The organism is Pseudomonas sp. OF001 (assembly GCF_904426495.1).
Classification (GTDB): domain Bacteria; phylum Pseudomonadota; class Gammaproteobacteria; order Pseudomonadales; family Pseudomonadaceae; genus Geopseudomonas.
The window spans coordinates 64,174-89,791 of record NZ_CAJGBM010000014.1; the positions used below are offsets into that span (position 1 = coordinate 64,174).

At 70.9% G+C, this 25,618-nt stretch carries 22 protein-coding genes and 2 pseudogenes; 16 read left to right on the top strand and 8 right to left on the bottom strand.

Annotated elements, in window-relative coordinates; translation table 11 throughout:
• Nucleotides 1–79: 79 nt before the first annotated feature.
• From RA210_RS10800 to RA210_RS10810, 3 genes are read right to left on the bottom strand one after another with little or no spacing between them, the layout of a single operon-like run.
• The gene (locus tag RA210_RS10800; protein WP_201486442.1) at nt 80–1,054 is read right to left on the bottom strand and encodes a serine/threonine protein kinase; all 975 of its coding nucleotides are present in this window, start codon (nt 1,052–1,054) and stop codon (nt 80–82) included.
• Nucleotides 1,055–1,101: 47 nt separating this feature from the next.
• A complete protein-coding gene (locus tag RA210_RS10805) occupies nt 1,102–1,281 on the bottom strand; it encodes a hypothetical protein (RefSeq protein WP_136489373.1) in 180 nt (59 codons plus the stop codon).
• A 60-nt stretch (nt 1,282–1,341) separates the two neighbouring features.
• Nucleotides 1,342–2,085 carry a ComF family protein gene (locus RA210_RS10810; protein ID WP_201486443.1) on the bottom strand — a complete coding sequence of 248 codons (744 nt, stop codon included), beginning with the start codon at nt 2,083–2,085 and terminating at the stop codon, nt 1,342–1,344.
• Between the two features lie 111 nt (nt 2,086–2,196).
• Between RA210_RS10810 and bioB the strand changes: the two genes are divergently transcribed.
• The 5 genes from bioB to bioD all read left to right on the top strand — a co-directional run bounded on the left by bioB (nt 2,197) and on the right by bioD (nt 6,835).
• The gene (gene bioB / locus RA210_RS10815; protein WP_201486444.1) at nt 2,197–3,252 is read left to right on the top strand and encodes a biotin synthase BioB; all 1,056 of its coding nucleotides are present in this window, start codon (nt 2,197–2,199) and stop codon (nt 3,250–3,252) included.
• 86 nt (nt 3,253–3,338) lie between these two features.
• Nucleotides 3,339–4,511 carry an 8-amino-7-oxononanoate synthase gene (bioF, locus tag RA210_RS10820; protein ID WP_201486459.1) on the top strand — a complete coding sequence of 391 codons (1,173 nt, stop codon included), beginning with the start codon at nt 3,339–3,341 and terminating at the stop codon, nt 4,509–4,511.
• A gap of 5 nt (nt 4,512–4,516) precedes the next feature.
• Nucleotides 4,517–5,239: an alpha/beta fold hydrolase gene (locus RA210_RS10825; protein ID WP_201486445.1), complete on the top strand. Its 723-nt coding sequence runs from the start codon at nt 4,517–4,519 to the stop codon at nt 5,237–5,239.
• Nucleotides 5,232–6,020 carry a malonyl-ACP O-methyltransferase BioC gene (gene bioC / locus RA210_RS10830; RefSeq protein ID WP_201486446.1) on the top strand — a complete coding sequence of 263 codons (789 nt, stop codon included), beginning with the start codon at nt 5,232–5,234 and terminating at the stop codon, nt 6,018–6,020. Before RA210_RS10825 ends, bioC begins: the two co-directional genes overlap by 8 nt.
• Nucleotides 6,021–6,151: 131 nt before the next feature.
• On the top strand, nt 6,152–6,835 hold the full coding sequence (gene bioD, locus RA210_RS10835) for a dethiobiotin synthase (protein ID WP_201486447.1): 684 nt from the start codon (nt 6,152–6,154) through the stop codon (nt 6,833–6,835).
• Between the two features lie 4 nt (nt 6,836–6,839).
• On the opposite strand, the gene RA210_RS10840 is transcribed toward bioD, so the two are convergent.
• Complete coding sequence (locus RA210_RS10840) at nt 6,840–7,730, bottom strand: hypothetical protein (protein ID WP_201486448.1); 891 nt, start codon at nt 7,728–7,730, stop codon at nt 6,840–6,842.
• 144 nt (nt 7,731–7,874) lie between these two features.
• Between RA210_RS10840 and RA210_RS10845 the strand changes: the two genes are divergently transcribed.
• Nucleotides 7,875–9,680 carry an acyl-CoA dehydrogenase C-terminal domain-containing protein gene (locus RA210_RS10845; protein ID WP_201486449.1) on the top strand — a complete coding sequence of 602 codons (1,806 nt, stop codon included), beginning with the start codon at nt 7,875–7,877 and terminating at the stop codon, nt 9,678–9,680.
• 342 nt (nt 9,681–10,022) lie between these two features.
• On the opposite strand, the gene RA210_RS10850 is transcribed toward RA210_RS10845, so the two are convergent.
• Nucleotides 10,023–10,901, bottom strand: a complete 879-nt coding sequence (locus RA210_RS10850; RefSeq protein ID WP_201486450.1) for a LysR family transcriptional regulator — start codon at nt 10,899–10,901, stop codon at nt 10,023–10,025.
• Nucleotides 10,902–11,001: 100 nt separating this feature from the next.
• On the opposite strand from RA210_RS10850, the gene RA210_RS10855 reads away from it, so the two are divergent.
• A complete protein-coding gene (locus tag RA210_RS10855; protein ID WP_201486451.1) occupies nt 11,002–11,706 on the top strand; it encodes an MOSC domain-containing protein in 705 nt (234 codons plus the stop codon).
• On the top strand, nt 11,699–12,910 hold the full coding sequence (locus RA210_RS10860; RefSeq protein ID WP_201486452.1) for an aspartate aminotransferase family protein: 1,212 nt from the start codon (nt 11,699–11,701) through the stop codon (nt 12,908–12,910). The genes RA210_RS10855 and RA210_RS10860 overlap by 8 nt, the downstream gene beginning before the upstream one ends.
• 89 nt (nt 12,911–12,999) lie before the next feature.
• Here RA210_RS10860 and feaR read toward each other — a convergent pair whose 3' ends face one another.
• Both feaR and RA210_RS10870 read right to left on the bottom strand, forming a co-directional pair.
• Complete coding sequence (gene feaR, locus RA210_RS10865; RefSeq protein WP_236574705.1) at nt 13,000–13,950, bottom strand: transcriptional regulator FeaR; 951 nt, start codon at nt 13,948–13,950, stop codon at nt 13,000–13,002.
• Nucleotides 13,951–14,171: 221 nt separating this feature from the next.
• Nucleotides 14,172–15,587 carry an APC family permease gene (locus tag RA210_RS10870; RefSeq protein ID WP_201486454.1) on the bottom strand — a complete coding sequence of 472 codons (1,416 nt, stop codon included), beginning with the start codon at nt 15,585–15,587 and terminating at the stop codon, nt 14,172–14,174.
• A 331-nt stretch (nt 15,588–15,918) separates the two neighbouring features.
• Between RA210_RS10870 and RA210_RS10875 the strand changes: the two genes are divergently transcribed.
• The 8 genes and pseudogenes from RA210_RS10875 to RA210_RS10910 all read left to right on the top strand — a co-directional run bounded on the left by RA210_RS10875 (nt 15,919) and on the right by RA210_RS10910 (nt 25,432).
• Nucleotides 15,919–17,217 (top strand): NAD(P)/FAD-dependent oxidoreductase, encoded by a 1,299-nt coding sequence (locus RA210_RS10875; protein WP_201486455.1) that lies wholly within the window; start codon nt 15,919–15,921, stop codon nt 17,215–17,217.
• A 33-nt stretch (nt 17,218–17,250) separates the two neighbouring features.
• On the top strand, nt 17,251–17,610 hold the full coding sequence (locus tag RA210_RS10880; protein WP_136489359.1) for a cupin domain-containing protein: 360 nt from the start codon (nt 17,251–17,253) through the stop codon (nt 17,608–17,610).
• 227 nt (nt 17,611–17,837) lie between these two features.
• Nucleotides 17,838–18,011: pseudogene (locus RA210_RS10885) on the top strand (helix-turn-helix domain-containing protein); the annotation flags it as partial.
• Nucleotides 18,012–18,096: 85 nt separating this feature from the next.
• Nucleotides 18,097–18,309: pseudogene (locus RA210_RS10890) on the top strand (MoaF N-terminal domain-containing protein); the annotation flags it as partial.
• A gap of 174 nt (nt 18,310–18,483) precedes the next feature.
• Nucleotides 18,484–19,812, top strand: a complete 1,329-nt coding sequence (locus RA210_RS10895; protein WP_442963395.1) for a hypothetical protein — start codon at nt 18,484–18,486, stop codon at nt 19,810–19,812.
• An 80-nt stretch (nt 19,813–19,892) separates the two neighbouring features.
• Nucleotides 19,893–21,578, top strand: coding sequence for an arylsulfatase (locus RA210_RS10900; protein WP_201486456.1), 1,686 nt, complete (start codon nt 19,893–19,895; stop codon nt 21,576–21,578).
• 61 nt (nt 21,579–21,639) lie between these two features.
• Complete coding sequence (locus RA210_RS10905; RefSeq protein WP_201486457.1) at nt 21,640–23,955, top strand: cytochrome c3 family protein; 2,316 nt, start codon at nt 21,640–21,642, stop codon at nt 23,953–23,955.
• A gap of 130 nt (nt 23,956–24,085) precedes the next feature.
• Nucleotides 24,086–25,432, top strand: a complete 1,347-nt coding sequence (locus tag RA210_RS10910; protein ID WP_201486458.1) for a hypothetical protein — start codon at nt 24,086–24,088, stop codon at nt 25,430–25,432.
• Between the two features lie 62 nt (nt 25,433–25,494).
• Here the strand turns inward: RA210_RS10910 and RA210_RS10915 are convergent.
• On the bottom strand, nt 25,495–25,618 hold a 124-nt coding region (locus RA210_RS10915; RefSeq protein WP_201485414.1), incomplete at its 5' end, for a transposase.

The window sequence follows — 25,618 nt, forward strand, 5'->3', positions numbered from 1 at the left end:
CCTGGCCGGGTGGCTGTCTGTGGCGGCGGCGTGCCGGCACGGGCCGCCCGGCACGCCGCCGTCAGCTTTTCCTGACAGTTCAGTACAGGCGCAGCGGTTCCTCGTCGAGTGCCGCCAGCTGCTCGCGCAGGATCAGCACCTGCTCGCCCCAGTAGCGCTCGCTGCCGAACCAGGAAAAGCTCATGGGAAACGCCGGGTCGTCCCAGCGCCGCGCCAGCCAGGCGCTGTAGTGGATCAGGCGCAGGCTGCGCAGGCCCTCGATCAGCGCCAGCTCGCGCGGGGCGAAGTCGTGGAACTCCTGGTAGCCGTCGATCAGCTCGCTGATCTGGCGCAGGCGCTCCTGGCGCTCGCCGGCCAGCAGCATCCACAGGTCCTGCACCGCCGGGCCCATGCGGCAGTCGTCGAGGTCGACGATGTGGAAGCGCTCGTCGCGGTACAGCAGGTTGCCGGGGTGGCAGTCGCCGTGCAGGCGGATCGCCTGGTAGGGCGTGGCGGCGAACAGCGCATCCAGGCGCGCCAGCAGGTCGCGCGCCACGGACTCGTAGGCCGGCAGCAGGCTGCGCGGGATGAAGTTGCCGTCGAGCAGGGTGGCCAGCGACTCGTGGCCGAAGTTGGCCACCGTCAGCGCCTCGCGATGCTGGAACGGCCGGCTGGCGCCGATGGCGTGCAGGCGGCCGAGCAGCTGGCCGAAGCGGTACAGCTGGTCCAGATCGCCCGGCTCCGGGGCATGGCCGCCGCGGCGCGGGAACAGGGCGAAGCGGAAGCCGGCGTGCTCGAACAGGCTGTCGCCGCCGACCAGCAGCGGCGCCACCACCGGCGCCTCGTGGGCTTCCAGCTCGAAACTGAAGGCGTGCTCCTCGCGGATCGCCGCATCGCTCCAGCGCCCGGGGCGGTAGAACTTGGCGATCAGCGGCACCTCGCCCTCGATGCCGACCTGGTAGACGCGGTTCTCGTAGCTGTTCAGCGCCAGCACGCGGGCGTCGCTGAGGAAGCCGAGGCTTTCCACGGCGTCCAGCACCAGGTCGGGGGTGAGGGCGGAGAAGGGGTGGCTCATGGCGGGCTCCAGTCGGTGAGCCCGCAGTGTACCCCCTGCCGGTCGAGTCAACCGCCGATGAAGTTGAACAGGGCGTACATGAGAGCGCCGAGGATCACGAAGAACAGGCAGTACTTGGCGAGCAGCAGCAGCTTGCCCTCGCCGGGGATCTCCGCGTTGCAGTGCGGGCAGCGGCGGGCATGGCGCTCGACTTCCCGGTGACACTCGCGGCAGTGGGCGATGCTCATGGCTTTTGTTCCCCCGACCTGATGTGGTTGATGCGTTCCCTCTGCACACAGCGTAGCCCTTCAGTCCGGCGCCGGGGTGCGCGCCAGGCAGTAGACGTCGACCCGCGTCGCGCCGGCCCGGCGCAGCAGGCGCGCCAGCGCCTCGGCGGTGGCGCCGGTGGTCAGCACGTCGTCGACCAGGGCGACATGGCGGCCGGCGACGAGCTGCGCCTCGGCCACGGTAAAGGCGCCGCGCAGGTTGCGCCGGCGCGCCGCGGCGTCCAGGCCCTGCTGGGCCGCGGTGTCCTGCGGGCGCAGCACGAGATCCTCGCGCACCTCGATGCGCAGGGCCTCGCCCAGCCAGCGGGCCAGCAGCGCCGCCTGATTGAAGCCGCGCCGGCGCAGGCGCGCACGGGCCAGCGGCACCGGCAGCAGCAGCTCGGGGCGCGGCAGGCCTTCCAGATGGGCGTGGCGCAGGTGCTCGGCGAGCAGTGCGCCGAGCAGGCGGCCGAAGGGCCAGGCGCTCTGGTGCTTGAAGCGGGTGACCAGCGCGTCGACCGGGAAGGCGTAGCGCCATGGCGCCTCGACCCGCGCGAAGCTCGGTGGACGCCGCAGGCAGGCGGCGCAGGTCAGGCCCGCCGCCGGCAGCGGCAGGGCGCAGACGCTGCAGTGCGGCCCCAGCCAGGGCAGCTCGTCCTGGCAGGCGCTGCACAGGGCGTGGGTGGTGTCGGCGGGGCCGTCGCAGAGCAGGCAGGCGCCGGGGCGGCGCAGGGCGGCAGCCTGGCTCTGCAGGATCTGTATGAATTTCGTCCAGATGTAAACCATGCCTTTCCCTGCGGTTGACAGCCTCTCCGCTACCCGGAGAAGATGCGGCATCCGTGCCGCCCCGCCACTCTAGCAGGGGTGTGCTGTCCCCATAACAAGGAACACCGCCCGATGAGTGCCAACGCTTCCCTGCGCCACGACTGGACCCTCGACGAGGTCCGCGCCCTGTTCACCCAGCCGTTCAACGACCTGATCTTCCAGGCCCAGGGCGTGCACCGCCAGCACTTCAATGCCAACGAGGTGCAGGTGTCGACCCTGCTGTCGATCAAGACCGGCGCCTGCCCGGAAGACTGCAAGTACTGCCCGCAGTCCGGCCACTACAACACCGGCCTGGACAAGGAAAAGCTGATGGAGGTGCAGAAGGTCCTGCAGGCCGCCGCCGAGGCCAAGGCCATCGGCTCGACCCGCTTCTGCATGGGCGCGGCGTGGAAGCACCCGAGCGCCAAGGACATGCCCTACGTGCTGGAGATGGTCAAGGGCGTCAAGGCGCTGGGCCTGGAGACCTGCATGACCCTCGGCACCCTCGACCAGGAGCAGACCATGGCCCTGGCCGACGCCGGCCTCGACTACTACAACCACAACCTCGACACCTCGCCGGAGTTCTACGGCAACATCATCACCACCCGCACCTACAGCGAGCGCCTGCAGACCCTGTCCTACGTGCGCGAGGCGGGGATGAAGATCTGCTCCGGCGGCATCCTCGGCATGGGCGAGTCGCTGGACGACCGCCTGGGCCTGCTGATCCAGCTGGCCAACCTGCCGGAGCACCCGGAGTCGGTGCCGATCAACATGCTGGTCAAGGTCCAGGGCACCCCGCTGGCCGAGGCCGAGGACGTCGATCCGTTCGACTTCATCCGCACCCTGGCGGTGGCGCGCATCCTCATGCCGCAGTCGCACGTGCGCCTGTCCGCCGGCCGCGAGCAGATGAACGAGCAGATGCAGGCCCTGGCCTTCCTCGCCGGCGCCAACTCGATCTTCTACGGCGAGAAGCTCTTGACCACCGGCAACCCCGAGGCCGAGCGCGACATGCGCCTGTTCCAGCGCCTGGGCATCAAGCCCGAGGCCCGCGAGGAGCACGCCGACGAGGTGCACCAGGCCGCCATCGAGCAGGCGCTGGTCGAGCAGCGCAATTCGCAGCTGTTCACCGACGCCGCCGCTTCCGTCTGATTCTGTAGGGGCGAATTCATTCGCCTGGGCGCGCCCTGGGCGAATGAATTCGCCCCTGCATGCCGTTTGTCGCCTGGAGCCACGCCGTGCCCTTCGACCTCGCCGCCCGTCTCGCCGCCCGCCGCGCCGACAACCTGTTCCGCCAGCGCCCGCTGCTCGAAAGCCCGCAGGGCCCGGAGGTGGTGGTCGACGGCCAGAAGCTGCTGGCCTTCTGCTCCAACGACTACCTCGGCCTGGCCAATCACCCCGAGGTGATCCGCGCGCTGCAGCAGGGTGCGGAAAAGTGGGGCGTCGGCGGCGGCGCCTCGCACCTGGTGATCGGCCACAGCCAGCCGCACCATGAACTCGAAGAGGCGCTCGCCGAGTTCACCGGCCGGCCGCGCGCACTGCTGTTCTCCACCGGCTACATGGCCAACCTGGCCGCGGTCACCGCGCTGGTCGGCCAGGGCGATAGCGTGCTGGAGGATCGCCTCAACCACGCCTCGCTGCTCGACGCCGGCCTGCTGTCCGGCGCGCGCTTCTCGCGCTACCTGCACAACGACGCCGCCAGCCTGGCCAGCCGCCTCGCCAAGGCGAGCGGCAACAGCCTGGTGGTGACCGACGGCGTGTTCAGCATGGACGGCGATCTCGCCGACCTGCCGGCGCTGTGCGCCGCGGCGAAGCAGAAGGGCGCCTGGCTGATGGTCGACGACGCCCACGGCTTCGGCCCGCTGGGCGCCAGCGGCGGCGGCATCGTCGAGCACTTCGGCCTGGGGCTGGACGACGTGCCGGTGCTGGTCGGCACCCTCGGCAAGGCGTTCGGCACCGCCGGCGCCTTCGTCGCCGGCAGCGAGGAGCTGATCGAGACGCTGATCCAGTTCGCCCGCCCGTACATCTACACCACCAGCCAGCCGCCGGCGGTGGCCTGCGCCACGCTGAAAAGCCTCGAACTGCTGCGCACCGAGGGCTGGCGCCGCGAACACCTGAGTGCGCTGATCGCCCGCTTCCGCGCCGGCGCCGCCGAACTGGGCCTGACCCTGATGGACAGCCCGACGCCGATCCAGCCGCTGCTGATCGGCGACAGCGCGCGCGCCGTCGAGTTTTCCCGCCTGCTGCGCGAGCGCGGCCTGATGGTCGGCGCCATCCGCCCGCCCACCGTGCCGGCCGGCACCGCGCGGCTGCGGGTGACCCTGTCCGCCGCGCACAGCTTCGCGCAGCTCGAGCGCCTGCTCGAAGCGCTGGGCGAATGTCAGGCGCTGCTGCCGCCGCTGGAGAAATGAACGCCATGACCCGACTGATCCTGCTGCCCGGCTGGGGCCTCGGCCCGGCCGCGCTGCAACCGCTGGTGGCCGCCCTGAACGAGCTGGGCCTGCCCACCGAACTGGCCGAGCTGCCGGCGCTGGAATCCGCCGATCCCCAGGCCTGGCTGGACGAGCTGGACGCGCGCCTGCCCGCCGACTGCTGGCTGGGCGGTTGGTCGCTGGGCGGCATGCTCGCCGGCGCGCTGGCCGCACGGCGCGGCGCGCGCTGCAAGGGCCTGCTGACCCTGGCCAGCAACGCCTGCTTCGTCGCCCGCGCCGACTGGCCGGGCGCCATGGCCGCGGCGACCTTCGCCGCCTTCCGCGCCGGCTGCGCGGCGGATGCCGCCGCCACCCTCAAGCGCTTCGCCATGCTCTGCGCCCAGGGCGGCGCGGAGGCCCGCGCGCTGGCCCGCCAGCTGCAGCAGGGCCTGCCGGCGCAGACGGCGGCGCAGCTGCTGGCCGGCCTCGACGTGCTGGCCGCGCTGGACAACCGCGTGGCGCTGGCGAGCTTCGCCGGCCCGCAGCTGCACCTGCTGGCCGAGGCCGATGCCCTGGTGCCGGCCGAGGCGGCCGCGGCCCTGCTGGCGCTGCTGCCGGCCGGCGAGGTCGACCTGCTGGAGGGCAGCGGCCATGCCTGCGTCCTCGAGCAGCCGCAGGCGCTGGCCGAGATGCTCGCCGAATTCGTCCGCGAGGCCAGCGATGACTGACGCCGCCCTGCCCGACAAGCGCCAGGTCGCCGCCTCCTTCTCGCGCGCCGCGGCCAGCTACGACAGCGTCGCCGAGCTGCAGCGCGCGGTCGGCGCCGAGCTGCTGGCGCGCCTGCCGGCCGATTTCGTGCCGCAACGCTGGCTCGACCTGGGCAGCGGCACCGGCCACTTCAGCCGCGCGCTGGCCGCGCGCTTCCCGCAGGCCAGCGGCACCGCGGTGGACATCGCCGAGGGCATGCTGCGCCACGCCCGCCCGCTCGGTGGCGCGACCCAGTTCGTCTGCGGCGACGCCGAGCGCCTGCCGCTGGCCTCCGCCAGCCAGCAGATGATCTTCTCCAGCCTGGCCCTGCAGTGGTGCGCGGACTTCGCCGCCGTGCTGGGCGAGGCGCGCCGCGTGCTGGCGCCGGGCGGAGTCTTCGCCTTCAGCAGCCTGTGCGTCGGCACCCTGCAGGAGCTGCGCGACAGCTGGCAGGCGGTGGACGGCTTCGTCCACGTCAACCGCTTCCGCCGCTTCGAGGACTACCGGGCGCTGTGTGCCGCCAGCGGTCTTGAAGTGGTCGAGTTGGCGACGGAGCGCCGCGTGCTGCACTACGCCGACCTGCGCCAGCTGACCCACGAGCTCAAGGCCCTCGGCGCCCACAACCTCAACCCCGGCCGCCCCGGCGGCCTCACCGGCCGCGCGCGGGTGCGCGCACTGGTCGAGGCTTACGAGCGCTTCCGCGACGACCACGGCCTGCCGGCCAGTTGGCAGGTGGTGTACGGGGTGCTGCGGCGGGTGTGATGCATGATGGCTCCCACGCGCCTGCGTGGGAGCCAGACTCTACGGATGCTCCGGCGTCCGGGACGCGGGAGCGTCTCTGGCTGCGTGCCCACGCAGGAGCGTGGGCACGCTCACTACCGAGGACCACCACCATGACCGCCGCCTTCTTCATCGCCGGCACCGACACCGAGATCGGCAAGACCACCATCGCCGCCGGCCTGCTGCACGCTGCCCGCTCGCGCGGGCTGTCCACCGCGGCGGCCAAGCCGGTGGCCTCCGGCTGCGAGCGCACCCTCGCGGGGCTGCGCAACGGCGACGCGCTGGCGCTGCTCGGCGAGTGCTCGCTGGCGCTCGACTACGCCGAGGTCAACCCGTTCGCCTTCGAACCGGCCATCGCCCCGCACCTGGCGGCGCGCGAGGTCGGCGTCGAGCTGACTGTCGATGCGCTGCTGCCGCCGGTGCGCCAGGTGCTGGCGCGCGGCGCCGACTTCGCCCTGGTCGAGGGTGCGGGCGGCTGGCGGGTGCCGCTGGCCGGTCGCGAGAGCCTGTCCGATCTGGCCGTGGCCCTGCGGCTGCCGGTGATCCTGGTGGTCGGCGTGCGCCTGGGCTGCATCAATCACGCCGTGCTGACGGCCGAGGCGATCGCCCGCGACGGACTGACCCTGGCCGGCTGGGTGGCCAACCTGGTCGATCCGGCCACCTCGCGGCTGGAGGAAAACCTCGCCACGCTGGCCGAGCGCCTGCCGGCACCCTGCCTGGGCCGCGTGCCGCGTCTGGCCGAGGCCTCGCCGGCGGCGGTCGCCGCGCATCTCGACCTGGCGCCGCTGCGGCTCTGAGTCGTCAGCGCGCCGGCACCTGCTGGCGCTGGATCTCGCGGCGCTTCATCTGCAGGTAGTCGTCCAGTGCGGGCTCCTGCAGCTGGCGCGGATAGCGGCTGACTCCGGCGTGCCACAGCTGCAGGCGCCGCTCGGCCTGCACGGCCGGCGGCGCTGCCAGGGCATCGAGGTAGGCTTCGATGGCCAGGTAGTAGCGCATCACGTTGCGCTCGACCACGCCGCGCAGGCCGTCGACGTGGATCGGCTGGCCGTGCTCGTCGCGGCCGACGACGCTGAAACCCAGCTTGTCGCGGCCGAGGGTCATCAGGTAGCCCTGCATGGCCAGGCGCGCGCGCAGGCCGTAGGCATGGGCGTAGGACAGGTGCAGGAAGCTGCGCTGTGCGTCGAGGGCCGCCAGCTCCACGCGCATGCGGTGCTCGCTGGTGCCCAGCGGCCCGCTGTCGGCATCCAGCGCCAGCGCCAGGTAGTCGGGGCGCGCGCTCAGCACGCGGAAGCGGAAAGCGAACGGCTGGGTGTCGTCCAGCGGCTGCTCGAACTTGCGCCCGAGGTTGAGTTCGAGCCGATCGCCGGGCCGCACCCGGCAGCCCTTGACGTTGGGATGCAGGATGAGGATGTCGCACCAGTGGCCGACGTCCTGCAGCGCCGCGCCGAGCACGGCGAAGGGCTGCCCGAAGCGGGCGTGGACGTCGCCCTGCAGGGTGCCGTCGCCGACCTGCGAGGCGATGTGCAGCGGGCGCCGGTACGGGTTGCTGTCCAGCTGCTCGCGCAGGGCGGCATGGCGCGCCTGCAGGCTGGCGGCATCCTGCGCCGCCGCCAGCGAGGCGAACAGCAGGGCGACCAGCAGCGCCAGCCACCGTTTGTCGGCGCCCCCGCGAGGCGCCCGGTCCGCGACCATGGGTGTGCCTCCCCCGCGCCGTGCCGCCCGGAAAGCATAGGTGCCCGCCGCGGCCGGAGCGGCCGCCGGCGCCGAACGGCTTGCCGAGCGGGGCGATCGGCCATACTGTCGAGCAACGACAGACGGTTTCAGAGGACGATCACCATGCCCGACTACAAGGCCCCCCTGCGCGACTTGCGCTTCGTCCGCGACGAGCTGCTCGGCTACCCGCAGCACTACCAGAGCCTGCCCGCCTGCCAGGACGCCACTCCCGACGTGGTCGACGCCATCCTCGAGCAGACCGCGCAGTTCTGCGAGGAGGTGCTGGCGCCGCTCAACCGCGTCGGCGACCTCGAGGGCTGCACCTGGACGGCGGAGGGGGTGAAGACCCCGAGCGGCTTCAGGGAGGCCTACCGCCAGTATGTCGCGCTGGGCATGCCGAGCCTGGCCCACGAGCCGGAGCACGGCGGCCAGGGCCTGCCGGAGTCGCTCGGCCTGGTGGTCAGCGAGCTGGTCGGCGAGGCCAACTGGGCCTGGGGCATGTACCCGGGGCTGGCCCACGGGGCGATGAACACCCTGTCGGCGCACGGCACGGAAGAGCAGAAGGCGGCCTACCTGCCCAGGCTGGTGAGCGGCGAGTGGACCGGCACCATGTGCCTGACCGAGCCGCACTGCGGCTCCGACCTCGGCCTGTTGCGCACCCGCGCCGAGCCGCAGGCCGACGGCACTTACAAGATCAGCGGCACCAAGATCTTCATCTCCGCCGGCGAGCACGATCTGGCCGACAACATCGTGCACATCGTCCTCGCCCGCTTGCCCGATGCGCCGCCTGGGACTAAAGGTATTTCGTTGTTTATCGTGCCCAAGTTCCTGCCCGCGGCGGATGGCGGAATCGGCCCGCGCAACGCGCTGTCCTGCGGCTCGCTGGAACACAAGATGGGCATCCACGGCAACGCCACCTGCGTGATGAACTTCGACGGCGCCACCGGCTGGCTGATCGGCCCGGCCAACGAGGGCCTCAAGTGCATGTTCACCTTCATGAACACCGCCCGCATCGGCACCGCCCTGCAGGGCTTGGCGCACGCCGAGGTGGCCTTCCAGGGCGCGGTGAGGTACGCCCGCGAGCGCCTGCAGATGCGCGCGCTGAGCGGACCCAAGGCGCCCGACAAGCCGGCCGACCCGATCATCGTCCACCCCGACGTGCGGCGCATGCTGCTGACCATCAGGGCTTTCGCCGAGGGCAACCGCGCGCTGATCTACTACGCCGCCAGACTGGTCGACGTGGTGCGCTACAGCAGCGACGAGGCGGCGCGCAAGGAGGCGGACACCCTGCTGGCCTTCGTCACCCCGATCGCCAAGGCCTTCGCCACCGAGACCGGCTTCGAGAGCGCCAGCCTCGGCATGCAGGTGTTCGGCGGCCACGGCTACATCGCCGAATGGGGCATGGAGCAGAACGCCCGCGACAGCCGCATCGCGCTGATGTACGAGGGCACCACCGGCATCCAGGCCCTCGACCTGCTGGGGCGCAAGGTGCTGCTGACCCAGGGCGAGACGCTCAAGGCGTTCACCAGGGTCGTCCACAGGTTCTGCAAGGCCCACGAGGGCGATGCGGCGCTCGCCGAGTTCGTCGCCCCGCTGGCCCAGCTCAACCGGGAGTGGGGCGAGCTGACCCTGCAGATCGGCATGAAGGCTGCGCAGGACCGCGAGGAGGTCGGCGCGGCGGCGGTGGACTACCTGATGTACTCCGGCTACGCCTGCCTGGCGTACTTCTGGGCCGACATGGCGCGCGTGGCGCAGGAGCAGCTGGCCGCCGGCACGGAGGAGGCCGCCTTCTACCGCGCCAAGCTGCACACCGCGCGCTTCTACTTCCAGCGCATCCTGCCGCGCACCCGCAGCCACGTGGCCTGCATCCAGGCCGGCGCCGGCAGCCTGATGGCGATGGCCGAGGAGGAGTTCGAACTCGGCCATTGAGCATCGCCCGGCCGCTGCGCCGGTCGATGCTGGCCATGCGTAAGCATAGGCTTACACAACGTGGGGGCTAACCGCCCTAGGAACTCCCCGGCCCGGCAACTAACCTAAGCACATCTGGACTTGGCGCAGGAAGCGCGAATCAGAACATGGATAACAGGGATCCCATCAGGATGGTGGGGCGATCACGGATGTCAGGACACGGTCTGCAAGAACCCCGCTTCGGCGGGGTTTTCTTTTGCCCGCGATTTTTCCGCCCGCCGCCTCTGCGCCTGCCGCTGCACCCGCTGCTGCACCCGCTGCTGCACTCGCTGCTGCACCCGCGCGGAGCGTCGGCAGGACGTCTCAGATCCCGCCTTCCAGCACCGAGCGCAGCAGCTCCAGGGTCGCCTGCTGGCGCTGCGCGTCGCGATACACCAGGCCCACCTGCAGCGGAATGCGCGGCTCGCTGAGCGGCTTCCACAGCAGTTGCTCGTGGCCCTGCACCTGGCGTGCGCGGCCGGGCAGCACCGAGGCCAGCCGGGTGTGCGCCAGGCTGTCGAGGATGCCGCCCATCTGGTTCAGCTCGGCCTGCACCCGCGGCCGGCGGCCGATGGCGCTGAGCTGCTCCTGCCAGATCTGGCGGATGCGGAATTCCTCGCCGAGCAGCAGCATCGGCAGCTCGGCGGCCTGGGCCAGCGACACCTTGCGGAACTCGCGCAGCGGATGGTCGGCGGCGATCACCAGCTGCAGCTCGTCCTCGTACAGCAGCAGGCTGTGCAGCCCCGGCTGGCGCGGCGGCAGGAAGCCGATGCCGACGTCCAGGCTGCCGGTGAGCAGGCGCCGCTCGATGTCGATCCCCGACAGCTCGTAGATCTGCACCACCAGCTGCGGCTGCAGGGCGCGCAGGCGCTCCAGCAGCAGCGGCACCAGGCTGGCGTTGACCGTCTGCAGCACGCCGATGGCCAGGCTGCGCGGCGCCTGGCCGCGGAAGGCGCGCATGGCTTCGCGGCAGCGCTCCAGGCCGTCGAGCAGCGGCAGTGCGTGGTGGTAGAGGGTGTGCGCCGCCGGCGCCGGCAGCAGGCGCTTGCCGCCGCGCTGGAACAGCGCCACCTCCAGCTCACCCTCCAGCTGGCGGATCTGCTGCGACAGCGCCGGCTGGGAGATGCTCAGGCGCTCGGCGGCGCGGCCGACATGGCCCTCCTCGTAGACCGCGACGAAGTAGCGAAGCTGGCGGAAATCCATAAGGAAAACCTATTTCAAATGCTGGCAAATCGAAATGGCCCGCAGGCCGGCCGAGCCCTAGTCTAGCGTCCATCAAGCGCCAACAGGGGATTGCAGGACCATGCACAGCCTGCGGATTCGGGAAGTTTTCATAGGCAAAGTCGAAGAGGCTTCCAGCAGCACCGAGGTGCGCCGGCTGGACGGCGAATGCTGGCTGGCCGGCGACGGCCTGCCGGGCGACGAGCTGGCGCGCCGCCGCCACCCCGGCGCGGCCGATTGCGCCCTGCTGCACTACCCGGCCGAGCACTACCGCCACTGGCGCAAGCGCTTCCCGCTGCACAAGTGGCGCCCGGCGGCCTGCGGCGAGAACTTTTCCACCTTCGGCGTCGGCGAGGCCGAGATCTGCATCGGCGACCTGGTGCGCTGGGGCGAGGCGCTGCTGGAGGTCAGCCAGCCGTGCCTGCCCGACTATCGCCTGGCGCAGCGCTGGAACCTGGCCGAGCTGCCGCCCCTGCTGCAGGACAGCGGGCGCTGCGGCTGGTTCTACCGGGTGCGGCGCCCCGGCCTGATCGACACCCGGGCGCCGCTGCAGCTGGTGCAGCGCCACTACCCGGAACTCAGCGTGGCGCGGCTGCTCGCCTGGTTCGTCCACGAACCGCTGCAGCGCAGCGCCCTGCGCCAGATGCTGGCCTGCGACGCGCTGGGCAGCGAGTGGCGGCGGATCGCCGCGCGGCGCCTGGCCAGCGGCGAGCTGGAGGACTGGCAGCCGCGCCTGTACGGCCGCGCCAGCGCGCAGCCGGCCGCCGAGGGCGCCGACCATGCGTGACGATGCCCTCGCCAGCCTGCGCCTGATGCCCAGCGTGGTGCGTCCCGAGCAGGTCTTCGTGCGCGGCCAGGGCTCCTGGCTGTGGGACAGCGAGGGCCGCGCCTACCTCGACTTCACCCAGGGCTGGGCGGCCAACAGCCTCGGCCACAGCCCGAGCGTGGTGGTCGAGGCGCTCAAGCGCCAGGCCGAGCGGCTGCTCAACAGCGGTTCGGCCTTCCAGCATCCCGGTCTGCTCAAGCTGGCCGGCCGCCTGTGCGAGGCCACCGGCAGCGACCAGGCCTACTTCGTGGGCAGCGGCGCCGAGGCCTGCGAGGGGGCGATCAAGCTGGCACGCAAGTGGGGCCAGCGCCACCGCGACGGCGCCTTCACCATAGTCACCGCCCGGCACAGCTTCCACGGCCGTACCCTCGGCGCCATGTCCGCCTCCGGCAAGCCGGCCTTCCAGCAGCTGTTCGAGCCCAAGCTGCCGGGCTTCGAGAAGGTGCCCTACAACGACCTGGAGGCGCTGGCCCAAGCGGTCGATGCGCATACCGTGGCGGTGATGCTGGAGCCGGTGCAGGGCGAGGCCGGGGTGATCCCGGCGACCCTCGACTACCTGCAGGGCGCCGAGCGCCTGTGCCGCGCGCGCGGCGTGCTGCTGATCCTCGACGAGGTGCAGACCGGCATGGGCCGCTGCGGCGCGCTGCTCGCCGAGGAGCTGTACGGCGTGCGCGCCGACATCGTCACCCTCGGCAAGGGCCTGGGGGGCGGCGTGCCGCTGGCCGCCGTGCTGGCGCGCGGCAACGCCTGCTGCCTGGAGCCGGGCGAGCAGGGCGGCACCCACCACGGCAACGCGCTGATGCTGGCGGCGGGCCTGGCGGTGCTGAAGACCCTGCTGGAGCCGGGCTTCCTCGAGCAGGTGCGCGAGCTGGGCGAGCACCTGCGCGACGGCCTGGCGCAGCTGGCGCGCCGCCATGGCCACGGCCCGCTGCGCGGCCAGGGCCTGCTCTGGGGGCTGCCGCTGCAGCGCCTGGCGGCGCCGGCGGTGGTGCGCGCGGCGCTGGATGAGGGCCTGCTGCTCAACGCGCCGCAGTCGCACGTGCTGCGCTTCTCGCCGGCGCTGACGGTCAGCCACGCCAACATCGACGAGATGCTGCGCCGCCTGGAACGCGCGCTGGTGCGGGTCAGCCAGGCGCGCCTGCGCGAGGAGCTGGCGAGCGCCTGACCACGAGCTTTCCCTGAAGGGGCTCCGCGCGGGCTCCTGTTCGCCCGGCACCCGCCCTGTGCCGGGTGATTTTTATTCCCGCCCGGCGCTCAGTGCGTGGTCTGGCGCTGTAGCCGGTAGTCCTTGGGCGACAGCTCGAACTGCTTCTTGAACGCGCGGCTGAAGTGCGCCGAGTCGGCGAAGCCCCACTTGAAGGCGATCTGGGTGATCGACTCGTGGCGCAGCTGGGGGTTGCCGAGGTCCTCGGCGCTGCGCTGCAGGCGCTGGCGCTGGATGTAGCGGCAGACGCTGTCGCCCTGTTCCTCGAACAGCCGGTACAGCTGGCGGATGGAGATGTGCAGGCGCTCGGCCAGGTACTGCGGGGAGAGCTGCGCCTCCTGCAGCAGCTGGCCGATCAGGCGCTGCGCCTGGTCGCGCAGCAGCGCGGCGTGCGGCGTCTCGCCCAGCTCGCTGCGCGCCGGCGCGCTGCCGCGCAGGGTCGGCAGCAGCAGGGCGATCAGCGCTTCCTGGAGGGCGCTGCCCTCGTCGGCGGCGGTCTGCCCGCTGTCGTCGGCGAGGATCTGTCCGGCCAGGCTGGCCAGCAGGCGGCCGCTGGTCGAGCCGAGGTCGAGCTTGCCGAACAGCCGCTGGTTGGGCGCGAAGTGGCGGCACAGCGTCTCGCGCGACAGGTGGAAGGACACGTGGTCGATCAGGTCGCCGCTGGTGATCTCGCTGGCGCGGGTCGAATCGAACAGCGCCATGTCGCCGGGCGCCAGCTGGATGCGGCCGTTGTCCTGGCGCACCTCGGAGTGGCCGCTGCGGTTGACCACCAGGAAGCAGTGGCGGTCGTCGCCGCGGTCGCTGCGGCACTGCTGGCGGGCGATGCGCCCCGCGTTGGTGCGGATGTGCGCCAGCTCCAGGCCGCCGTGGTCGTGGCGGGCGATCTCGCCGACGAAGCGCTCGCCGCGCCCGGGCGGGCTGGCCTCGAAGTGGCCGCACACGCGGTGCAGGTCCTGCAGCCAGTGGTCGAACGTCGCTGATGTGCTGTGGAAGCCGTTCACGCTGCACCTCATGGGGACTGTGGGCGGTGGCCGCCACTCGGGATGGTTGGCGGTAACATTGTTAACATGTTAGCCATTTTCGTGCCAACGCCCGGTCAGCATCCTTTGGTATGGGGCAAAGCCGCGTCCCAGAGCCGTTGCCGAGGTCTTCACGGAAGCGTGCGAAAACGCGAAGGGCGCCCGCGGGCGCCCTTCGGTAACACTTTCTGGGGTGTGGCGACTCAGCCCCTGGGCATCTCCGGCTGGAACAGCCCGCGCTTCATCACCAGCTTGACCCACAGCGCGGCGATCGCGCCGACGATCAGCAGCACCACGCCGGTCAGGCTGTAGACGGTCTGGGTCATCTCCGGCGACGGCGAGTTGTTCAGCGCCACGTAGCCCATGCCGAGGATGCCGAGCAGCTGCGGCAGCGGGTAGAACGGCGTGCGGAACGGCCGCGCCAGGTCGGGCTGGCGGCGGCGCAGGACGATCACGTCGAGGTGGGCGATGATGTAGGCCAGCAGCCAGCTGGTCGAGGCGGCGATCAGCAGCGGGATGATCGAGTCGATGCCCAGCAGCAGGAACGGCAGGGCGATGATCGCGGCCATGAACAGGATCGCCACCCACGGCGTGTTGAAGCGCGGGTGCAGGCGCTTGAGCTGCGGGAACGACTGGCCGTTGAGCGCCATGCCGTGCAGCATGCGCGGCACCGAGGCGAGCACGGTGTTGACCGTGCTGCAGGTGGCGGTCACCGCCATCACGGTGGCGACGATCAGCCCGGCCTTGCCGAACACCGCGTCGACGTAGTCGAGGTAGGGCAGCGGCGAGGTGGTCAGGGTGTCCAGCGTCAGGTAGCGGCTGGCGCCCCAGCAGAACAGCAGGAAGATGGCGAAGATCAGGCACAGCGACAGCATCATCGCCCGCGGCACGTTGCGCTCGGGGTTGCGCACTTCCCCGATCAGCGGGCAGATGAACTCGACGCCGACCAGCAGCCACATGGCCAGGGCCACCAGGCCGAGGAAGCTGCCGTCGAGGATGCCGTCCCAGCTCCACTGCACCGCACCGGGGAGTTCGGCCGGCGCCGGGTTGGCGCTGCCGGTGACCGCGGTCAGGCCGACCAGCAGCAGGGCGGCGACCATGGCGAAGGTGAAGACGTTCTGCAAGCGGGCGAACACGTCGGTGCCGAGGATGTTGAGCAGGGTCAGCACGCCGAGAATGCCCAGCGGCACCACCATCTCCGGCACCATCCCCGGGAACAGCTGGCCGATCACCGCATCGACCAACAGCAGCTCGGCCGACAGGCCGAACATCGCCACCACCACGTAGCCGGCGTACACCGCGACTATCGCCGGGAACGGGCCGAGCGCCGCCTCGGTGTAGCTGCCGAGGGTGCCGCCGGCGCGCGGGAACATCAGCGACAGCTCGGCGAAGCTCAGCGCGTTGCACTGGGCGAGCAGGAAGGCGACCACGGCGGCGGCGAGGAAACCGGCGCCGCCGAAGCCGATGCCCTGCAGGGCGCTGACCATGCTGCCCTGCACCACCACCACGCCGATGCAGATGGCGATCATGGTGGCGAAGCCGAGGCCGCGTTTCAGTGCCGGGCTGCCGGCTGCGTCGGGGAGAAGAGTGTCTGAGGCACTCGCGGTGCTCTTGTTCATGTGCGTATCTCGTTCCGGGTGAGGGGGCGGCGCCTGGCGCCGGTCGTGTCCCGTCGGCCGCGTTGCTGCATCGCTGCAGACGGTGGGGTCGAACGAAGTCGGATCGATCATTGAGCAGCACCGGGCGGGCCGTCTTGCCCCTGCCTGCCGAGCTTCTTGACTGTGCTTGCCGGACGGGCGCGCTGGCAGTCTCGGGCAAGAAATCTGGCAGCGCCGGGCAAGACGCCCGGGTGGGCGGGCGGCCTAATAGGTTCACGAAACGAGGCGGCAATCCGGATGCGCGATCCCAGCGCTCCGGGCCGGCAATCCCAACGCCCCCTGGTAATGCGCCATGATCAACATCGAAACGCCGACCTACTACACGGCGACCAAGAAATACGACCTGAGCTTCCCGTCGCTGGCGGCCGATCTCGACGCGGACGTGGTGGTGATCGGCGGCGGCTTCTCCGGCATCAACACCGCGCTCGAGCTGGCGGAAAAAGGCATCAGGAACATCGTCGTGCTGGAAGGCCGCTACATCGGCTTCGGCGGCTCCGGACGCAACGGCGGCCAGGTGATGGCCGGCATCGGCCACGATCTGGAGGCGATCAAGGCGGACGTCGGCGAGGATGGCCTGCGCCGCATCTTCGAGATCAGCGACCAGGGCGCGCAGATCATCAAGGCGCGCATCGACAAGTACGGCATCGACGCCGACTTCCGCCACGGCTACGGCTACATGGGCTTCAACGCCCGCCAGGAGAAGACCCTGCGCGCCTGGGAAAGCGAGTTCAGGAAACTCGCCCCGCACCAGGAGATCGGCCTGCTCACTGGCAGCGAGGTCAGGCGCATCGTCGGCTCCGACGCCTACAGCTGCGGCCTGCTGCACATGGGCGGCGGCCACGTGCACTCGCTCAACCTGCTGCTCGGCGAGGCCCAGGCGCTGGCCGGGCACGGCGTGAAGATCTTCGAATACAGCCCGGTGCTGGAGGTCCGCTACGGCGAGCGCATCGAAGTGCGCACCGCCAAGGGCTCGGTCAGGGCGAGCAAGCTGCTGTGGGCCTGCGACAGCTTCCTCAACCAGCTGGAGCCGGAACTGCACCGCAGCACCATCAACACCTACGCCTTCCAGATCATGACCGAGCCGCTGTCCGACGAGCTGATCGAGCGCATCAGCCCGATCCGCGGCGCCTACAGTGACATCCGCCCGGTGATCGACTACTACCGGGTGACCAACGAGAACCGCCTGCTGTTCGGCTCGGCCACCCCGCTGGTCGAGCATATCCCCAGCGACCTCAAGGCCTGGAACCGCAACCTGATGCTGAAGATCTTCCCCTACCTCAAGGACGTGAAGATCGACCTGGCCTGGGGCGGGCCGATGGCCTGCAGCGCCAACCTGTTCCCGCAGATCGGCGCGCTGCCGGGGCGGCCCAACGCCTTCTTCGTGCAGGGCTACTCGGGCTTCGGCGTCACCCCCAGCCACATCGTCTGCAAGGTGCTGGCCGAGGGCATGAGCGAGGGCTCGGCGCGCTACGACCTGATCAGCTCGGTGCGCCGACCGAGCATTCCCGGCAAGGACCGCTTCCGTTCCCTGCTGCTGACCGGCGGCAAGTGCTGGCACCAGGCCTCCGGCTACTGGACCGGCCGCCGCTGACAGTTGAACCATTCATTGTGTGAGGACCGACTGATGTATCCGATCAAGCAAGGCACCACCATCGCCGAACTGGACGCCTGGGGCACCGTGGCCGACCTCGGCTCGGAGATTCTCGAGGGCGAGGGCAAGGCCTTCGGCAAGATGACCTTCGGCGCGCCGACCGACCCGGTCAGCTCCGCCTACTTCGGCGTGACCAGGAGCAAGTTCCGCATGGTCTACCCGTTCAACGAGCAGGCCACCGTGGTCAGCGGCGAGGTGACCCTGACCGACGAGGCCAGCGGCAAGACCACCACCTACAAGGCCGGCGACAGCTGGTTCGTCGAGAAGGGCACCCCGGTGCTGTGGGACGTGACCAGCGAGGCCTTCGTCAAGCACTACCTCGCGGTGGTCTGAGCCATCCCGGGCCGTCCGCGCGGGCGGCCCGTTTCCTGTTCGCCGGGGAGGACGCCATGACTCCCAGCACCTTCGGCCTGCACTGCCTGCAGGCCGTGCAGGCCGTGCCGGCGCGCTGCGCCGTGTTCTACCGCATCGACGGCGACTTCCTGTTGCAGGGCATGCACGCGCCGATGCAGATGGCCGCCGCGACCCTGCCCGGCGTGCCGGCGGACGAACCGCCCCAGCTCACCGCCCGCGAGCGGCAGATCGCCCTGCTGCTGCGCGACGGCGCCAGCAACAAGCTGCTGGCGCGGCAACTGGGCATCGGCCTGCCGACGGTGAAGACCCATCTGCTCAACCTGTTCCGCAAGGTCGGCGCACGCAACCGCACCGAGCTGGTCGCCCGGCTGTTCCTCTAGGCGCGACTCAACCATCCGGTTGATGTCGCGCGGGCGAACGCTCCGCCAGCATGGCGACGTCCTTCGCCCACCGAGGCAACCTCCCATGAGCAGCAACTCCGACTGGATCACCGTAGGCGCCCTGGCCGAGGGCTTCGCCCCCGAGGCCTTCATCCTCCCCGCCCTGGCCGACCTGGCCGGCCGGCGCCTGACCCTGAACTTCGCCAACGGCTGGACGATCGAGCACCGCTTCGAGACCGACCGCCTGCACTGGCACGCCGCCGACGGCCACTCTTGCCAGGGCGCCCTGGCACGCTCAGCAAAGTCTGCTGGCAGGGAGGTGCAAGCTGGCGTAGCGCGAGCATGGGTTAATGGCATCGTGCAGGGATAACGCGAACCCGCAGCGAAGTGCTTCGAGGTCCATGCCTGGGGACCGGGAGGGATTTCCGTGCAAGCGACGCTGGGCATTTTAACAATAAGAACAGAGGTAAGCATGATCATGGGCAAGGGCCTGCACGGCTCGCTACTGGCCGCGGCGATCGCCATGGCGTCGGTCGGCGCGTCGGCCTACGAACTGCACTCCGCCGACGGCCTGACCGTCAATCTCAACGTCCAGGGCGCTTTCGGCGTGTTCCACAGCGACGAGAGCTACAACCAGGGCGGGCCCATCGCGCCGGGTTCGGTTAGCTGGCAGGAGGGCTTCCTGCGCTACGGCCTGAGCGGCGAGCAGCGCTTCGCCGGCGCCGCCGACTCCTCGCTGTACGGCGAGTTCAACGTGGTGAGCAACGCCACCTGGGGGCGGGGCGATGCCGCCGGCTACACCGACGGCAGCGAGCGGCGCACCGCGGTGGACCGGGCCTACGCCGGCTGGCGCTCGGGCGAGCTGTTCCCGGCGCTCGGCAAGGACGGCATCGACTTCTCCGCCGGCAGCCAGAAGGTCAAGGTCGGCGATGGCTTCATCATCAACGGCGACGGCCTGAGCGTCGGCAAGAACTTCGGCGACGGCAGCCGCGATCGCGGCGGCGCCTACTACCTGACCGCGCGCAACGCCTTCGATCAGACTGCCTGGCTGCGCCTGGGCGGCAAGCAGGGCTGGCGCGGCGACCTGATCTGGATCCAGTCGGACAACGAGGTGAAGGCCAAGCCGGAGCTGGGCGTGGCGGTGCTCGAGCACGTCGCCGAGGCCGGCACCCTGGGCCTCACCTACGTCAAGGGCCTGGACGTCGACGACAAGCTGGCCAACCCGTTCAGCGCCCAGCGCGACGGCCTGGAGGTGGTCAGCCTGCGCGGCCAGGGTAACGCCGGGGTCAAGGACCTGTTCCTCTCCGGCGAGTACGCCCGCCAGGACAAGAAGCTGGGCGACGAGAGCGCCTGGTACCTCGAGGGCGGCTGGACCTTCTCCGATGTCGCCTGGCAGCCGCGCGTCGGCTACCGCTACACCCGCTACTCGGAAGGCTACGACCCGCTGTTCAGCGGCTTCAGTCGCGGCTACGGCACCTGGTTCCAGGGCGAGGTGGCCGGCAACTACGCCGGTCCGTTCCAGCGCAACGCCGGCATCCACATGCTCAGCCTGGGCCTGACCCCGCGCCCCAACGTGGCCATGGGCCTGCTGTACTTCGACTTCGACACCCTCGACCGCAGCCAGGGCGACCTGCGCGGCAAGGAGCTGGACCTCTACCTGGACTGGACCGTCGGCCACTTCACCATCAGCCCGCTGGTCGGCCTGTACCAGCCGGAGAAGAGCGACGCCGAGGGCGGCTCGCAGCAGGGCAGCGACGACCTCAACCTGTACAGCCAGCTGGTCGTGTCCTTCGGCTTCTGAGCCCGCGCCGCCGGCAGAACCGCCGGCGGCCTGCCGCCCCCACATCCCCAGTGCTCTTCCCATTCGCAGGAGACGCCAAGATGCGCAAACCACTGTCCGCCCTCGCGCTGGCCGTAGCGCTCGCCATTCCCGTGCTTTCGCTCAGCCTGCCCGCGCAGGCCGCTTCCACCGATCCCGCCCGCCCCAACATCCTGCTGATCGTCGCCGACGACATGGGCCAGGCCGACCTGGGCAGCTTCGGCGGCGAGATCGACACCCCCAACCTCGACTCCCTGGCCGCCTCGGGCGTGCGCATGAGCAACTTCCAGGCCGCGCCTGCCTGCTCGCCGACCCGCGCCGCGCTGCTCACCGGCGTCGACCCGCACCTGGCCGGGCTCGGCAACATGGCCGAGGAACTGGCGCCCAACCAGGAGGGCAAGCCGGGCTACGAGGGGCACCTCAACGAGCGGGTGGTCACCGTCGCCTCGCTGCTCAAGGACGCCGGCTACAACACCTACCTGGCCGGCAAGTGGCACCTCGGCAAGAGCGAGGACACCGGCCCCGACGACCGCGGCTTCGAGCGCTCCTTCACCCTGCTCAGCGGCGGGGCCAGCCACTGGCCGGACATGCGTCCCGCCTACGCGCCGACTCCGGACGCCAAGGCGCCCTATGCCGAAGACGGCAAGATGCTCGACAGGCTGCCGGATAACTTCGAGTACTCGTCGCAGTTCTACGCCGACAAGATCATCGACTACATCGCCGCCGACAAGGACAGCGGCAAGCCGTTCTTCGGCATGCTCAGCTTCACCGCGCCGCACTGGCCGCTGGCGGCGCCGGACGAGGCGATCGCCAAGTATCGCGGGCGCTACGACGCCGGCTACGACGCCCTGTTCGCCCAGCGCCTGCAGAAGCAGAAGGAGCTGGGCCTGATCCCCGCCGATGCCGAAGGCGCGGCGCGGCCGCCCAAGGGACAGGCGTGGGACAGCCTGACGCCGGAGCAGAAGAAGGTCGAGGCGCGGGCGATGGAGGTCTACGCGGCGATGATCGACCAGATGGACGCGCATACCGGGCGGGTCTTCGACTACCTGAAGAAGAACGGCCTGTACGACAACACCATCGTGGTGTTCATCTCCGACAACGGTGCGGAAGGCCACGACCTCGACGAGACCTGGCCGGCCGAGCTGTTCCCGCAGATCCGCAAGGTGGTCGACGAGACCCACGACTTCAGCTACGCGCAGATGGGCCGTCCCGGTTCCTACACCCTGTACGGCCCCAACTGGGCGCGGGTGTCCGCCCCGGCGCTCAGCCTGCACAAGGGCTTCGCCACCGAGGGCGGCACCCGCACCGCCGGCATCCTGCGCATCCCCGGCGTGACCCGTAGCGGGCAGGTCGTGCGCGAGCTGGTCACCGTCAAGGACTTCACGCCGACCCTGCTGGAGCTGGCCGGCGTCAGGCATCCGGGCAACCGCTACCAGGGGCGCGCGGTCGAGCCGATGTCGGGGGTGTCGATCCTGCCGCTGCTCAAGGGCGAGAAGGTCGCCGAGCGGGTGCACGGCGGCGAACTGTTCGGCAAGCGTTTCGTCCGCCAGGGCGACTGGAAACTGGTGCACATGCCCAAGCCCTGGGGCAGCGGCGACTGGCAGCTGTTCGATCTGCGCAGCGACCTGGCCGAGCGCCACGACCTGAGCGGCAAGCACCCGGAAAAGGTGGCCGAGCTGCAGCAGCTGTGGGCACAGTACGCCCGCGACAACAACGTGATCCTGCCCGACCAGGTCAGCGGTTACTGAGGGCGGCCAGCCGAGCGGGGCGTTGCCGGCCCGCTCGGCTGAAGAACAAGAGAGAGGAGCGATGCTCGCGCGGACTAACCCGAGACCCGGCTGGCGGGAACAGTGGCTCGGCCTGCTGTTGCTGCTGTTGCCGCTGCTGACGCTGGCCGCGCCACAGCCGCAGCTGGCCGACGGCTACGTCGAGCAGGCGCGCTGCAGCGCCTGCCATGCCGAGGCGGCCAAGGCCTGGGCCGGCTCGCACCACAGCTGGTCGCTGCGCGCGGCCACGGCCGGCAACGTGCTCGGCGACTTCGCCGACGCCGAATACCGCGACGAGGCCGGGGTGAGCATGCGCTTCTTCCGCCGCGGCGAGCGCTTCTTCGTCAATGCCGAGGGCGAGGACGGCCAGCGCGCCGACTTCCCCATCGCCTACACCTTCGGTTTCGCTCCGCTGCAGCAGTACCTGATCGAACGTCCCGGCGGTCGCCTGCAGAGCCTCACCGTGGCCTGGGACAGCCGCCCGCGCGAGGCCGGCGGGCAGCGCTGGTTCTCCCTGTACCCCGGCCAGCGCTTCACCCCCGACGACGCCCTGCACTGGACCGGGCGCTACCAGAACTGGAACGCCATGTGCGCCGACTGCCACTCCGGCAATCTGAAGAAGGGCTACGACCCCGCCGCCGACAGCTTCCGCACCACCTGGAGCGAGATGGCGGTGGGCTGCCAGAGCTGCCACGGGCCGGGCGAGCAACATGTCGCCTGGGCCGAGCGGCGCGGCGCGCAGCCGGCGGCCGGGCTCAAGGCCGCCGACATGGGCCTGGCGGTCGACTTCCGCGGCGGCGGCCACGGCTACGAGGTGGAGCAGTGCGCGCGCTGCCACAGCCGGCGCGAGAGCCTGGGGGTCGGCAGCGCACCGGGGCGGCCGCTGCTCGACGCCATGCGCCCGACCACGCTGTCCGCCGGCCTCTACCATGCCGACGGGCAGATCCTCGACGAGGTGTTCGAGTACGGCTCCTTCGTGCAGAGCAGGATGTTCGCCATGGGCGTGACCTGCCGCGACTGCCACGAGCCGCACTCCGCCACCCTGCGTGCCGAGGGCAACGCGCTGTGCGCCGGCTGCCACAACCCGCAGGGCAACCCGCGCTTCCCCAGCCTGCAGAAGAAGCGCTACGACGATCCGTTCCACCACTTCCACCCGGCCGGCAGTCCCGGCGCGCAGTGCGTCAACTGCCACGCCCCGGCGCGCAACTACATGGTGGTGGACGCCCGCCGCGACCACGGCTTCCGCATCCCGCGACCCGATCTGGCCGCCAGCAGCGCTGCGCCGGATGCCTGCACGGCCTGCCACCAGGAGCGTGACCCGGCCTGGGCGGCGCAGGTGATCGAGGCGAAGTTCGGCCAGCCCAAGCGCCCGCCGCATTACGGCACGGTGCTCGCCGCCGCGCGCCGCCACGACCCGCAGGTGACCGGCGAGCTGGCCCGGCTGATCGAGGACCGCACCCGCCCGGCCATCGTCCGCGCCAGCGCCGCCGAGCTGGCCGCCGGCTACGGCGCGCCGCTGGTCGACAGCCTGCAGCGCGCGCTGGACGACGCCGATGCCCAGGTGCGCATGCTCGCGCTGCGCGGCCTGGAGAGCCTGCCGGCCGAGCAGCGCCTGGCACGTCTGGCGCCGCTGCTCGACGACCCCAGCCTGGCGGTGCGCGACCAGGCCGCCCGCGCCCTTGCCGACCTGCGCGGTGTCCCGCTGGCCGATGACGTGCATGCGCGCCTCGACGCCCGGCTCGCCGACCTGGAGCGGCGCCTGGCGGCCAATGCCGACCTGCCCGGCGCGCGCCTCAACCTGGCCGTGCTGCGCGAGCGTCTCGGGCGTCCGGCCGAGGCCGAAGCCGACTACCGCATGGCCCTGCGCCAGGACGCCCGCCTCGCCCCGGCGCGGCTCAACCTGGCGCAGCTGCTGGCCGGTCAGCAGCGCCTGGCGGAGGCCGAGCCCCTGCTGCGCGCCGGTCTGGCCCTGGAGCCGCAAGGCGACGCCCTGGCCGACCAGGCCTACGCCCTCGGCCTGCTGCTGGCGCAGCGCGGCCAGGGCGCGGAGGCGGCCGACTGGCTGCGCCGCGCCGCCGAGGCCGCGCCGCAGCGGGCGCGCGTCCACTACAACCTCGGCCTGCTGCTCGGCCGCCTGGGACGCATCGACGAGGCCAATGCCGCGCTGCTGCGCGGTCTCGACCTGGCCGGCGAGGATCGCGACCTGCTCTACGCGCTGGCCCATCTCAACTACCGCGCCGGGCGCTATCCGCTGGCGCTCGGCTACAGCGAGCGGCTGCTGCGCCTGCAGCCGCAGGAGGCCGCCTACCGGCGCCTGCACCAGCGCATCCTGCTCGAGTCGCGGCAGGCGGCGCCATGAGTTGGCAGTCAGGGGCAATCGCTTGGCAGTCAGGCACAAGACCGCCGGTCGGCGGGCATGGGATTAATGTCACCGACGCCGGCCGCCCGTAGCCGGCACCGACCCAGAAGAACAACGGAGTCTGCCCCCGATGATTTCCACCCGACACGGATCGCGCCGCGCGCCGCTCGCCCTGGCGCTGGCGAGCGCCTTCGCCGCCCTGGCCGCCGTCCCGGCCAGCGCCTACGAGCTGTACAACCAGGATGGCAGCGTGCTGAACGCCGACCTCGAGGCGGTGTTCGGCCTGATGCACAGCGAGGAAAGCTACGAGCTGGGCTTCGGCAACCGCAGCGCCGGCAGCTCGAGCTGGCGCGAGGGCTACGTCAAGTACGGCCTGAGCGGCAGCCAGGCCCTGGGCGGCGCCGGCAGCCTGTACGGCGCGGTCAACCTGGTCAGCTCCGGCACCTGGGGCGACGGCGACGCCGCCGGCTTCAGCCTGGGCAGCGAGCGCATGACCGACATCGAGGACGCCTACCTCGGCTGGCGCTCGGGCGACCTGTTCCCGGCGCTCGGCGAGAACGGCGTGGACATTTCCGGTGGCCGGCAGAAGGTGGTGGTCGGCGACGGCTTCCTGATCAACGGCGACTCGCTGAACTTCGGCGACGTCGACCTCGGTGCCGACTACGACCGTGGCGGCGCCTACTACATCGCCGCGCGCAAGGCCTTCGACCAGACCGCGGTGCTGCGCCTGGGCGGCGAGCAGGGTCTGCGCGGCGACCTGATGTGGCTGAAATCCGACAACCGCGCCCAGGCCGAGACCGAGCTGGCCATCGCCACCCTCGAGCACGTCGGCGCACCGGGCACCCTGGGCCTGACCTGGATTCGCGGCCTGGACGTCAACGAGCGCTACGCCAGCCCGGCGCAGCTCGAGCGCGACGGCATGGACACCGTCAGCCTGCGCGGCGCGGGCGGGCTGGGCGTGGAGAACCTCAACCTGGCCTTCGAGTACGCCAGCCAGGACAAGGACAGCGGCACCGAGAACGCCTGGTATGTGGAAGGCAGCTGGACCTTCGCCGGCCTGCCGTGGTCGCCGACCGCCACCTACCGCTACAGCCGCTTCTCGGAGACCTTCGACCCGCTGTTCTACGGTTTCAACCGCGGCTACGGCACCTGGTTCCAGGGTGAGGTGGCGGCCAACTACGCCGGCCCGTTCAACAGCAACACCCGCGTCCACCACGTCGGCCTCAAGGCCGCGCCGCTGGAGAACGTCACCGTCGGCGCGCTGTACTTCGACTTCGACACCCTCGACACCGATCTCGGCAACCTGGGCGGCCGCGAGCTGGACCTGTACGCCGAGTGGATGGTCAACGACCACCTGATGATCAGTCCGGTGGTCGGCTTCTACCAGCCCGAGCGCAGCGCCGCCGAGGGCGGCACCCAGCTCGGCGGCGACGACACCAACCTGTACAGCCAGCTGATGTTCGTCACCTTCTTCTGATCCCCTGTCACCCTCCGGCCGGCCCGACCCGCGGCAACGGGCGGGCCGGCCTTTTTCTTGGTTCATCGCATTTTCCCGGGGAAGGCGGCCTTGATTTTCAGGAAAAAGTAATCGGCGTCCCTGAAGCCATAGGCCATGCGCTTGATCACCTTGATCCGGTTGTTCACCCCCTCCAGCAGGCTGGTG